Annotated in this window: 11 protein-coding genes and 1 pseudogene; all 12 read left to right on the top strand. The window is 38.7% G+C overall.

All coding sequences use genetic code 11. From position 1 onward, the window contains the following. Window positions 1-688, top strand: a 688-nt coding sequence (locus tag CU633_RS23140) for a hypothetical protein (RefSeq protein WP_219620979.1), incomplete at its 5' end; no start/stop codon positions are given. Further along, the gene (locus CU633_RS20195; protein WP_101662358.1) at window positions 649-969 is read left to right on the top strand and encodes a hypothetical protein; all 321 of its coding nucleotides are present in this window, start codon (window positions 649-651) and stop codon (window positions 967-969) included. The genes CU633_RS23140 and CU633_RS20195, both read left to right, overlap by 40 nt. Before the next feature lie 555 nt (window positions 970-1,524). Next, a complete protein-coding gene (locus CU633_RS20190; RefSeq protein ID WP_101662357.1) occupies window positions 1,525-2,301 on the top strand; it encodes a recombinase family protein in 777 nt (258 codons plus the stop codon). Window positions 2,302-2,448: 147 nt separating this feature from the next. Continuing rightward, entirely contained in the window at window positions 2,449-3,684 is a 1,236-nt protein-coding gene (locus CU633_RS20185) for an IS110 family transposase (RefSeq protein ID WP_101662356.1), read from the top strand. A gap of 206 nt (window positions 3,685-3,890) precedes the next feature. Continuing rightward, window positions 3,891-4,058: a hypothetical protein gene (locus CU633_RS23020; RefSeq protein ID WP_180955047.1), complete on the top strand. Its 168-nt coding sequence runs from the start codon at window positions 3,891-3,893 to the stop codon at window positions 4,056-4,058. Window positions 4,059-4,076: 18 nt separating this feature from the next. After that, window positions 4,077-4,532 carry a hypothetical protein gene (locus CU633_RS20180; RefSeq protein WP_101662355.1) on the top strand — a complete coding sequence of 152 codons (456 nt, stop codon included), beginning with the start codon at window positions 4,077-4,079 and terminating at the stop codon, window positions 4,530-4,532. Between the two features lie 660 nt (window positions 4,533-5,192). Then, window positions 5,193-5,490 (top strand): annotated as a pseudogene (locus tag CU633_RS20175) (recombinase family protein); the annotation flags it as partial. A 129-nt stretch (window positions 5,491-5,619) separates the two neighbouring features. Further along, complete coding sequence (locus CU633_RS20170; RefSeq protein WP_101662354.1) at window positions 5,620-5,850, top strand: hypothetical protein; 231 nt, start codon at window positions 5,620-5,622, stop codon at window positions 5,848-5,850. A 792-nt stretch (window positions 5,851-6,642) separates the two neighbouring features. Beyond that, window positions 6,643-10,884, top strand: a complete 4,242-nt coding sequence (locus CU633_RS20160; RefSeq protein WP_180955046.1) for a tetratricopeptide repeat protein — start codon at window positions 6,643-6,645, stop codon at window positions 10,882-10,884. A gap of 178 nt (window positions 10,885-11,062) precedes the next feature. After that, complete coding sequence (locus tag CU633_RS20155) at window positions 11,063-11,791, top strand: MOSC domain-containing protein (protein WP_101662351.1); 729 nt, start codon at window positions 11,063-11,065, stop codon at window positions 11,789-11,791. A gap of 86 nt (window positions 11,792-11,877) precedes the next feature. Beyond that, window positions 11,878-12,543, top strand: a complete 666-nt coding sequence (locus tag CU633_RS20150; protein ID WP_308314808.1) for a DUF975 family protein — start codon at window positions 11,878-11,880, stop codon at window positions 12,541-12,543. A gap of 240 nt (window positions 12,544-12,783) precedes the next feature. Beyond that, complete coding sequence (locus CU633_RS22590; protein ID WP_142383443.1) at window positions 12,784-12,987, top strand: hypothetical protein; 204 nt, start codon at window positions 12,784-12,786, stop codon at window positions 12,985-12,987. The last annotated feature ends 214 nt before the right edge of the window (window positions 12,988-13,201 follow it).

Genomic DNA, 13,201 nt, shown 5'->3' with positions numbered 1-13,201 from the left:
ACTTATCAAATATAAGTATAATGTTGCGAAAACTATTGTTTCAGATGCCAGGAAGTATATAGATGAAAGTTCCGGATCCAGGGTGGCTGGAAGAGCCACGTTTGAAATAGCATCAGTCCTTGTAGGAACAAAAGGCCTTTCAAATGTGACCAAAGTGGGCAAGGTTGCAAAACAGGCTCCGATGGCTGGAGATAATATCGGAGTTAATTTGAGGCCTGAGGGTATAGGGAATAATGGTTTGAAATTGGACTTGCAATTCTTTGCTAAGGGTACGGGTGAAGCTTTACCTAACCCATACCAGGGAGTTAAAGAAGCATCTGAATATTTAAAATCGCAGGGGATTTCTAGAAATAAAAGGAAAGAAATACTTGAATCCTTTGATGTTGGTACAATAAAGATGGAAACAGCAGGGGATAATACTTTTGGTTTAAGATTCCACGATAATGGTATGAAAGCATATCCACAAGGCTCATATTTGTTTGAAGCCTTTGGTCCTCTAACTAATCGTAATAATCTTGCTTTACCTCCTGATTGGAATGGGATGACTGGAATAAAACAGTGGCAAGTACCATCTGGAACTCAAATGATAACTGGAAGGGCTGCACCACAATATCAATTTGGATCACAATATGTAGGAGGAGCAAATCAATGGTGGATAATGGACAGAACAAAATTAATCGAACCTTAGAAAAACAGCAAAATAAAGTGATTGGTTTAATAGATAAAGTTCAAATGGACTTATCTCAAGAAATTGAGGCTAGAAAAAAAGGGCTGATAGGTAGTAATGAGATACCCTCGGTATTGCAACTAGAGTCTATATCTAATGAATTAATTAAAATGAAGAGAGTATTATCTCCAATAAATTATTACCCGACTTATACTAGACAAATAGTAGATTCCTGGGATATACATTCAAAACTTGGTGATAAGTTACTAGCTGTGGCACAAGAGTATAAAAAATTGAAGTAATTGGAAAACCTTGGTGGGCTTAAATGCCTTTCAAGGTTTTTTGATGATAGTAAGCAAATAATTAATTTTTGCTTTGACATTTTTAATAAAACTTACAGCACTTACTACTTGTTTTATATTTCCATACGATACTGACATAGCGTGTGATGATAAAGGATGAGCTACACAGTTACATAGGGCAATAGAAAAAGAAAAGAAATAAAGATTTATTAAGTGGACAACATGAACAATGTTTTCTCTGAAAATCAAAAGCTCATGATGGTTGTACCATCATGGAGTAACGTTTTAATACTTAGAGGAACGGAATAAGAAAGAGAAATGGGCGAGATGACATTTTACATGGCAGGGGTAGTTATTGTATGGAATGGCTAACAAACTAACGAGAGCGTACAAGCTGGTGGGGATAACAATGGGGTAACGAGAAAGAGTGTTCTTTTACTTTCTTTGGCTCATTAATTTTGGGTTGTATTTTTACTGGAGACGGTCGTATAATACTCGCTATTCGTTTAAAAAGCGTTACACAAATTGTAATTTTCGTAACGGGAGGGTGAAAAGTTGAACGTAGTTGGGTATTTACGAGTCTCAACTCAAGGGCAAGCAAGAGATGGATACAGTTTGAAATATCAAGGAGACGAAATTAAAGCATACTGTAAAGAACAAGGCTTGAACTTGATCCATATTTTTAGGGATGAAGGCATAAGTGGTGCCAAATTGAATGAAGAAGCATTTGAAATAGACAGGGTGGGCTTACAGGAAATGTTGGCTCACCTTTCGTCTGTCCAAATACATTATGTGGTAGTACTGAACACAAGCCGATTATGGAGGTCGGATATTGTGAAGTTGCTGATTCAACGAGAGTTGAAGAAATATGGTTGTGACATTAAAAGTATTGAACAACCTATGTACAGTATCCATAAGAAAGACCCCAACGACTTTTTGGTGAATGGCTTAATGGAGTTATTAGACCAATATCAACGGCTTGAAATTGCCCTCAAACTAACGAAGGGGAGAAACAAAAAAGCGAAGGAAGGTGGTTATGCAGGAGGAAGGGCAACATTTGGCTATATGAAACAAAAGGGTGAAAAGGAACTAATGATACATAGCGGTCATGCAGAAGTAGTAAAACGGTTGTTTGAGCTTAAACAGATACATAGGAAATGGTCACTGTCTAGGTTGGCAGAAGCATTAAATGATGAAGGTTATCAAACAACACAAGGTAAAGCATTTACGAAAGTACAAGTGAAAAGAATTCTAGACAGAGAGAGTTTTTATCAAGGGGTCTATAAATATGGACAAATACAAGCAAATGGGAAACATGAAGCAATAATTTAAAAGGTTACTTAAAAAAGGGACTCATTTTCTTAAAGTTATTATGAAACGATGAAAATGGATAGGCTTTCGTACCAATGCGCACCAGTTGGTGAACGCTCGAACTAAGGTTGCCGGCATTTTCATTTAATTGAATAGGAGGATGAGTAAATGCACGAAAAACAGAAACACTTGTATGTTGGAGTAGACTTGCATAAGCAACACCATGTGGCAGTGGTCATTAATTGTTGGCAAGAGAAGCTAAAGGAAATAAAATTTGAAAATAAACCATCTGCCTTCTCCACGTTTTTACTAGATATTGATAAACTGATGGAAGAAGGAATGACACCTGTATTTGGTTTAGAAGATGTAGGTGGCTATGGACGATCGTTAGCACAGTTTTTAACCGACCATGGACAGGTTGTAAAAGAAGTAAACCCAGCTCTTTCATACGCTGAACGAAAAAGCCATATGACCACACAAAAAAGTGATAGCTGGGATGCGGAATGTGTAGCAAGAATATTGGTGAACAAACTCGTCCAATTACCAGACGCTAAACCACATGACTTATACTGGTCGATACAACAATTGGTCACTAGAAGAAACGCATTAGTGAAGGCACAAGGTGCTTTAAAAAACCAACTGCATATTCAATTAAGCCACCATTATCCAAGCTATAAAAAGTTTTTTTCAGAAGTGGATGGAAAAACAGCATTGGCATTTTGGGAACGATACCCTTCACCACCTTGTTTAGAAGGTGTAATTGTAAAACAGTTGACCACCTTTTTGTTAGAAGTAAGCAACAATACATGTTCAGTGAAAAAAGCGAATGAAATATTGAAATTAGTGAACGAGGACGGGAATACAACCAAAGAACATCAAGAAACACGAAACTTTTTGGTAGAAAGCATTGTGCGCCACATTTTATTTGGAAAGCAGGAAATAGGCAAGGTAGAAAGAGAATTAAAAGAGTTAATGAACTTACTAGACTTTCAACTAGACTCCATGCCAGGGATTGACCTTGTAACAGCTTCAGCTTTAATTGCTGAAATTGGGGATGTAAGACGCTTTCCCAATGCCAACAAATTAGCACGATTTGCGGGGATTGCGCCTGTTTACTTTGGCTCTGGAGGGAAAGGTAAGGAACAAAAGAGCAAACAAGGCAATCGGGCGCTGCACGCCATATTTTATAACTTGGCAGTCCAACAAGTGCAAGTAGCAAAAAGGAGTAAGATGCCTCGTAACCCAGTGTTCCATGGTTATTACCAACGAAAGCTTAAAGAAGGCAAAACAAAGGGACAAGCATTGGTTTGCATAATGAGAAGGCTTGTGAACATTATTTATGGAATGATGAAGCATAAAACTGCCTATAAATTACCGATAATGCAAGAGAAAGAAGTAGTTTAATAGGGTAGTAAATGGCTGACTTTTTTATTTTTAGCTTTTTAAGATTACAACATAGGGTACGGTTAAAGCTTCTAAAGGTTGGAAAGTTGGAGACGATGTATATAAGCCAACTTCTAAAGGAAATGAACCAGCTTGGAACACAGTAAAAAAACGAAGCTGCAAAACCCGACGCTGTAAAAAAATACGGCGCAGAAAATGTAGCTAGAATGAAAAAAGGAAATGCACCGCAAAGATATAACCCAGATAAGGGTGGAATGGAATCGATGGAATTGAGTCATGAACCTATTCCGAAAAGAGATGGCGGAAAAGATTTTGTTCCAAGATGGCCACAAGACCATACAAAAGTAGACCCATTTAGAAGACCTGGTTATTAAGGGAGTGATTTATTAACGATGAGTCTAGCTGAAATGTTTATTAAAAATAAGGGCGAGGCAATAAATATCAACGGTAGCCTAGTAGTAATGTCACATAGGTTAGAGGTCAAAACAGGTCAAGATGTCAAAATTGAATTTATTAGAACTAAAAATGATTATAGACAAGGCATTGAATTTTCTCTGGACAAGAGAAAAGGGTATATTGAAGTTAATAATCAAAAATTAAATTCACCCGTCTTTTGGGTAGATACTGCACCATCAACTTTTATCTTCAAATGCTTCCCTAAAAAAGAAACAGGACAACTGAATTTATGGAATATATGGCAATACAATGATGATAGAGTTGATGCTTGGATTGGAAATGCAGGAATAATAGCTGAACAAGAAGATGAAGGTATTTTCATTTTCCGTTGTAGCAATGGAATTGGGGATATTGATTTTGACGACCTAGTTTTTAGACTTATTTTATTGTAATTTAACTTAAAGGGGCTGTCTAAAAAGTCCATTTTGGAGTAAAATGCACCCAAATTAAAAACCCAGGAATGTTGATTTAACAGCATTCTTGGGTTTTATTTTTTTAAAGGTTTCGGCTGAAATACCACTTTTGGGACAGCCCCTTTCTTTTTTGTGGGATGCCAAGGGCGGATAGTATATGCATAGTGGATAATTTTCAATATAAATAATAATTTCTAAATTAAAGTAAGATTCAATTCTATTTTGAATCAAAAAGTATATGCTGCTAAGCAGACATTTGAGCATTTGAAAATCGAGAGCTCATAAAGGTTATACCATCATGGAGTTTGGTTTTAAAAATAAGATAGGGTGACAAGAACGAGAATTGGGCGAGATGACATTTTTTAAGCAGGAACTATAAATGTATGGGATAGGCAACAGACTAACGAGAATGACAAAACTCGCGGCGATAAACAATGGGTAACGTGAAAGGGTGTTCTTTATTGCCTGTGACCCATAAATTTTTGGGTTGTATTTTTTAAAGAGAAGGTCGTATAATACTCGCTATTCGTTTAAAAAGCGTTACAAAAATTAAAATTTATGTAACGGGAGGGTGAGAAGTTGAACGTTGTCGGGTATATACGTGTCTCAACTCATGGGTAAGCAAAAGATGGATACAGCTTGAAATATCAAGAAGATGAAATCAAAGCATACTGTGAAGAAAATGGATGGAACTTGATACAAATTTTTAGAGATGAAGGAATCAGTGGTGCTAAATTAAATGAGGAAGCATTGGATATTGACAGGGTGGGCTTACAGGAGATGTTGGCTCACCTTTCGTCTATCCAAATAGATTATGTGGTAGTGCTGAACACAAGCCGATTATGGCGGTCAGATATTGTAAGGTGCTGGTTCAACGGGGATAAAGAAATTTGGATGTGATATTAAAAGTATTGAACAGCCCCTTTACAGCATCCATTAGAAAGACCCAAAATTACAAAACAGTAATGGTGAGTGAACCTTAGCTATGAAATAACCAGTTTGCCATTTTTATAATAGCTTTAAGATACAACACAGGGTACGGGTAATGCTATAAGAGCAGATTTTTATGTATCATGATTCCGCCGGCGGTAACCGGATTAAACAAAAAGAAGACAGCAAAATCACCAAATACCGTTATAATAAATTGAATGAGCTAGTCGAAGCTGGTGACAAGAAGTATTACTATGATGCCAATGGCAACACGGTTGAAAAGGAAATAAGGAAAGGCACGATCATGTACAATTACACGACCGATAACCGCCTGAAATGGGTTTGTTTCAGAAAAATTTGCCCTTAAGTTTAGCGAGGAGGAAGACATGCAAATAAAGATTGCATTTACAATAATTTTAATATTTTACGCTTGTTTAACTCTTTTTGAACCAGTAATTCCTTTTCCACCTAAAGCAAGTTATTTTACATTTTTATTTATCGGTTTTTCGAGTATAGTATTTTCTTTCTTTCTTTTTAAACATAAATCTTATTTTTTAATGTCTATTTATTTTCTGTTAGGATCAATTGTAACAATTGGGCTTTATTTTGGAAGCCGATTTTGAAGCATCATAATAAAAAATGTACATAAGAAAAATCTGGATATTGGAAATTAATTAATTGGCGTACTAAGATGTGTCTAACATCTGAGACTAGAAATGATCCCGTATTATGTTGAGTAGAAATAGTTCGACGTATATACCACAGACATTGATAGAATGATCCGGTCAAAATTGAAAGGAGGAAGAAATGAAAACTAGAATATTATTCTCTACAGTATTAATATTTAAAAAAACATACCGAAATGACAGAAGGCTATCTTCCGTTTGGAACTCATATTAACGGGAACATGCATTGGCTGCTGGAAGCAGGAATTGAGTAGTGATTCCTTCATGTTTTACATAATCTAGAGATTTATTAACGAATAGGGATACGCACGTTGCGGAATTACCATAAAATTTATAAAATAAAGTAGTTCTAATCGTCCAACTCTTTATCATTAAATATTAAAACCATTCCTTTCGGGTTCGTTCGGTGATAATTTTTTGAATTTTTAAACTTTATTATTTTCCAACCAAAAATTATGACTGGAGAAGATTTCATGACTGTAAAAACAGACTTTCGTACTCAAGTGAATCAGTTAAAAGCGTTCGTAAACGAAAATCGATTTGACCTGACGCTGCCGATTGTTTTAGAAATTGTTGGAGAGCTGAAGGAAAGACGCTCGATTGCCTGCATTAAAGAGATTCTTGACAGTGTAAGGGATGAGGATATCATCTACTTGCTCAGGGCACTCGATGCCGGGTTAATGAATCATTATAGCAATTTTCTGATTCGTTATAAGCATAAAAAAACACCAACTGCGTTGACGCGGATTTTTAAAAGCTATGAAATGGATGCAGACCGAAAAGTGGTTGAAGCTGAAGAAAACATCAAACAGCTGATTGCTGAAGAAGGAGATTTATTAGATAACAAGACATTAAAGTATGCCTATAATGCAATCACAAACTTGTTGATTGATATGAAACGTTTTCGGGAAGCAAAAGAATATCTTGCCAAACATGAAGAGTTATCGGATGAATCGTTTTATGACCGCTGGGGTTATTACTATTTCCATGCGGGGGAATGGGATAAAGCTGAAGAATGCCTGCTTAAAGGGATGGAAGAAGATAAAAAGCCGCAATTTTGTTATTTAACGTTGCAGTCGCTGTACACAGTTCAAGGAAAATTCTCAGAAGCGCTGGAAATTATCGAACAAGGAATAAGGGCGGTTCCATTCTTTTTGCCGCTTTACCTTGAAAAGGCGAATAAATTGAAGCAGCTCAACAAGTGGGAAGATTTTTTAGAAACGGCTAAAGAAATAGATGAAAAGTCTCCATATCATGTGTACCAGCATTATTTTCATTACTCACGCGGAAAGTATCTGTACCTGCATAGTGACTTTGCCAGCTTTAAAAGTTTTGTAACAGAACATCCGGCAGTCTTTCATGATTCTCCATACAGCAAATGCGAATCGAATTCACCGGGGCTGATTCGCAACTTTCCAAGTTCAATTGTCGTGCAAAAATATAACTATTGTGTTCCTGCTACCGTCTCAATGCTTTTATCGCGATACAATATCACCAGGACCCAGGATGAGATTTCCCGGCATATTTACGATATTAATGGTTCAAGTATTTTCGCAACGGTTCAATATCTCGAATCAATCGGGATGGCTTGCCGCTATTTTTTCGGGAGTGTCCCGATTTATAAACAGTTAACAGATGAGGGAGTGTCCGTCATCATCAGTGTCGACTATCCCAATGGCGCCCATGTGCAATTGTTGCGGGGCTATGATGATAATCTTCAGGCCCTTTATATCCAGGACCCAAATACAACCGAAATGCAAACGGTGAGCTTCGAGGATTTTGAAAAGTATTACTGTAACAATCAATACCAATCAATTGCGATTGCCCCGGCAGAGGAAAAGAAAAAGCTCGACCAGCTTGATCCACATGAGCATGCGATTGTGCAAGATGCGCTGGATTATCTTGAAAAATTGGAAAATGAAGATTCATCTATTAAACAAGAGTTTTATGATTTTGTAAAAGCAAACAGCGATTGTGTGTATGTGATCGCTTGTGCGATTAAAGTATTTCATTTGGAAGAGCAAACTGATCTCCTTGCTTCCAGTATTGAAAAAGTGATCGAAATCCATCCGGATTCGGATTATTTTAAGCTGATTTCTGCCCATGCCTTCGTTAAAGTGAATAAATACGAAGAAGCTAAACAGCTTTTAGAAGGCGTCAAATCGAAAGACACCCATTTGTATTCCTATATCCTCGGCAGGATCGCAATCGATCATGATCAATATTCGGAGGCAATTGGACATTTCCGCGAAGCGCTGAACAACGAACCCGACCATTATAATACGTGGTCATACCTGGCGCTTTGCCATTTATACGATGGCGACATCGAAACTGCATTCAAGTATTCCGAAATATCACTGGATATCAATAGTGAAGACTATTGGAATCGCATCAATCATGGCAGAATTCTGTTTGACCAGGAAAAATATACACAAGCACGTGATCTGTTTACCCAAATCATCAAAGATTTTAAGCATCTGCCGCCTGCCTGGTATGAGCGGGCACGATGCGACCGGGCGATGGATAAATTACGGCACGCGTTAAGGGGATTTGCAGTCGCAAAACGGCTTGCTCCTGAAATTGCCCACCCTTATCGTGAAATCGCGTCGATCCACGCTTATCATTACAACGATCTGGACGAGGCGATCAAGCAGGTTAAAGCTGGCCTTGACCAAGCTCGCGGCGATTATTCACTGCTTATGCATTTAGGCGACTTTTATGAAGAACAAGCTAACCTTTTAGAGGCAAAAAAATGCTATGAAGAAGCGATGCAGCATCATCCTGATGAACCTTATCCGCCATTGGCGCTTGCAAAGGTGAAGCATGAATTAAACGAGCAGGAAGAAGCGATTGCACTTTTAAAAGAACAGAAAGAAAAATTTTCGGCCGACAGTTATTTTTTAATCAATGCCGGCAAATGGCTGTTCCAGATTCACGAGGATCAGGATCATCAACAGCTTGCTTTGGATTGGCTTGAAGCAGGATTAAGCCTGGAAGGTGATAACCACGAAGAAGGCTGGGACCTTTATGTGAGTTTAATTGAATACACCGATTTTAACCAGCGCGGCCGCGCCTTTTTACAAAAGGAACTGGACACTAAATACGCGGATAATATTGATCTGATTTGTTATATTGGCTGCCTGTATGAAAGGGCTAACCAGCTGGATACCGCGGTAACATATTATAAAACAGCATTAAAAATAGAGAACCATACCTTCCCGCTATATCGGCTTGGAGAGGTGGCACTGCAAAGAAACCACTTAGCTGAAGCGAAAAATTTCTATCAATCTATTATAGAAATAGACAAAACATTTGCTTCTGCCTATTCGCGGCTCGCGGAAATTGCCAATCGGAAGGAAGATATTGAAGCCGAACAGGCCAACCTGTTCATGTTGCTGAAGCACAACCCGTACGAGGTCAATGTGTCTCACCTTGCTGACATATCCCGGCAAATCGGGAAAATTAAGAAAGTGGTCAGCACCTTAACATTTATGAAAGGCGAAGTGGAGGAAGCATGGCGATTATATGCGTTGGCTCATTGTGCGGGCGCGCAGGAGAAAATAGAACTTGAAGAAAAATACTTGACGCTGGCCTTGGCGATCGAACCGGATCATTTTTCGCTGCTTGCCAGTTATTCAACTTTGAAGCTAAAGCAAGGAAATTATCATGAAGCCATTTCGCTTCTCCTTGACCTTATTGTCAGGGATGTAGAATACCGCGATTTATATACGAATTTCATTTATGCCTGCGTCGCAAGCAATAACGTCGCAAACATTGCTGTTTTACTTGACGGGGCTCAGGTAACCAATCAGGAGAAGAGTTTGATGTATATGTATGCTGCATATGAAGTCGAACAACATTTGTTGGAGCTGAAAAACTCTTCCTGGTTAAATAAGCTAAAACATATGAAACAAATAAAAATGTTTGAAAGAAAAATGATCGAACTATATAAAGGCAGTTATTCCCTCGACACGAATAACGATAAGACGCTTATTTGGTTATATGAATATTACAGCTCCCAGGGACAAATGGAAAAATCAATGGCCGAGGCCGCCCGTTTTCTCGCGAAAAAATGGAGTTTCGATATGGCGCTTTATTATGCACAGCTCCTTGTGAATAAACATATTGAGGAAGAATTTCCAGACAAGGGCGATGAGCTTCAGAAAGCTGAAAAGCTGTTGCAGGACTGCCTGGACGAACAGCCTGGAAATGCCATTGCCCATTATTTTTTAGGCAAGCTGTATAACGATCTGAACCTTCTTCATAAGGCTGAATTCCATCTCGAAAAAGCGCTTAAAGCAGATTCAAAGGATTATGAGTTTTATTATGAAAGCAGCCTGGTCTATGAGAAGCTGGAGCAATTTGAAAAAGCAGAGGAATTCGCAAGGATCTCCATTCAACTGCAACCTCAATTCCTGCTGGGCTACAATCAAGTAAGTGTTCTTTGCCACCGCCAGGGAAAAACAGCCGAAGCACTTGCGGTTATTGACGAACTGTTAGAGATGGAAGAAGGATTTTTAATGGCCCACTATAATAAGGCATGTTACTTATCCGTCCTTGGCTATGATGCCCTGGAAGCATTCGGGCATCTGAAATTTGCAGTGAAAAACATGGGAAATGACTACTTCAGAAATCTCGCCAGCTCAGATCCGGACTTGGATTGGCTGCGGATGAATAGTTTTACGGCAAAAAAGATGAAACAATTGCTGAAATAAGGTTCCAATGCGCAGTTGCATTAAAGCAACATAACAACCAGCAGGCCTATTTCCGACTTTGGCCTGCTTTCATTTGAATTTTTCGTATACTAAAAAAAAACTGTTTGCCCGAATACACTTTCCGTAAAATGGTTTTTATGCTGCAGGTTCAAAATTAAATGTAGAAGGAGGGGTAAATATGGTCATTGGAGAAATCAAGGAGATTATCCGCCATCCTGTCAAATCCTTTCGGGGCGAGAAGGTTGAAAAAACTACGATTCAATCATACGGTCTATATGGGGACCGCAGCCATGCTTTTCTGGATGAAACAAGGCCGGGAAAGTTTCTAACCGCAACCCAGCTGCCGGCCATGCTCAGGTATCATGCTGAATTTACCGGGTCTGAAAGTTTAACAGAGTTCCCAGCTATTAAAATTAAATCTCCTTTTGGCCATACATATGAGTGGGGAGATATGGAACTCCAAAAAGAGCTTGAAATGTTATCAAACAAAACGATTTTGCCGATCCAGTATCCACCTGATCATGTTCCACTTGGGGCAATTGAAGAGGAGCATCTATTACTCACAACGGATGCATCTCTTGCAAAACTTGAAGAATTATGGGGAGATAAAGTCGATCACCGGCGTTTTCGCCCGAATATCCTGATCTCCCTCGATGAAAAAATTCCTTTTACTGAGGATAGCTGGTTTGGAAAGCGTATGTTAATGGGGCAGGCGGAACTTGAAATAAAGAGGCATTGCGAACGATGCACGATCATTGCCATGGACCCTGATCATGCTACGCTGGATCTGACTTTGCTAAAAACAGTCGTCCAAAAAAGAAATAATTATTTTGGCGTCTATGCCTCTGTATTGAAGCCAGGAGAAATTAACACAGGGGATAAAATTTCTTTGCTTGATAACATGTAACATAAACAACTGTTTCCTGACATTCCCTGTATCGAGAAGAGTGGATAATAGTATATTCTTAGTTCAAAAGGAGGATAAACGAACGAATGAATATGACCATTTCTGAAATTAAGAAATCGGCCTTAAAATCTTTACAGGGCAAATGGGGATTAGCCGTTTTGCTGACCTTTTTGTTATTTCTGGTCAATTCGCTTGCTTCATCGGTTGTTGAAATCATTTTAAGCGGCGGCTTTACAAATTGGCTCTGGCAGGAACAAACACCTCCGGCAGCTGACATCGTCAATATCATCATTACGATAGTTTTGCTTCCGCCCACGATCGCATCTACCTGGTTTTATCTTAATCTATCAAGATCAGAAGATGCGAAAATTTCTCACGTATTTGCGATTTATAAGAACGGGAAAACTTCTCTTAAGATAATCGGAGCTTCTATACTGGTATTTATTTTTATCTTGTTATGGTCTTTATTATTGATTATTCCTGGCATTATAAAAGCTATCGCTTATTCGCAAACATTTTTCCTGCTGAAAGATCACCCGGAATACACCGTCCTGGAAGCTATCACCGAAAGCAGACGGCGAATGAAAGGCTACAAGTGGAAATATTTCTTGATGAACCTGAGCTTCATCGGATGGGGAATTCTCGCTGTGCTTTCATTGGGGATCGGTTTTTTGTGGCTTAGCCCTTATATCTCAGCTGCTAACGCGACATTTTATAATGAATTGATTGGTTCTACTCTGGTGAATGAATAAAAGCAAAGACTCAAAGTATGAAGGCTTGTAAACTTCGTATTTTGAGTTTTTTTCTAAAGCAAGGGCCTATTGCTTTTAAAGATTTGTTTCGCTTAAATCATGCCGGTTTTCGCTTAAATCCTCATATTTTTCGCTTGATTCCCCGGGCTTTTGCTTAATTCCCTTGATTTTTCTTTTTAGCCCGGATTTACGAGCGGAACTTGAGATTTTCGAGCGGAATTTGAGATTTACGAGCGGAACTTGAGATTTACGAGCGGAACTTGGGATTTACGAGCGGAACTTGAGATTTACGAGCGGAATTTGAGATTTACGAGCGGAACTTGGGATTTACGAGCGGAACTTGAGATTTACGAGCGGAATTTGAGATTTACGAGCGGAACTTGGGATTTACGAGCGGAACTCGAGATTTACGAGCGGAACTTGAGATTTACGAGCGGAATTTGAGATTTACGAGCGGAACTTGAGATTTACGAGCGGAATTTGAGATTTACGAGCGGAACTTGAGATTTACGAGCGGAACTTGGGATTTACGAGCGGAACTTGAGATTTACGAGCGGAACTTGAGATTTACGAGCGGAATTTGAGATTTACGAGCGGAACTTGAGATTTACGAGCGGAACTTGAGATTTACGAGCGGAACTTGAGATTTACGAGCGGA

Source organism: Bacillus sp. V3-13 (genome assembly GCF_002860165.1).
Classification (GTDB): Bacteria; Bacillota; Bacilli; order Bacillales; family Cytobacillaceae; genus Bacillus_BJ.
The sequence above is the reverse complement of the archived record's forward strand: the minus strand, read 5'-3'. Positions and strand labels throughout refer to the sequence as shown.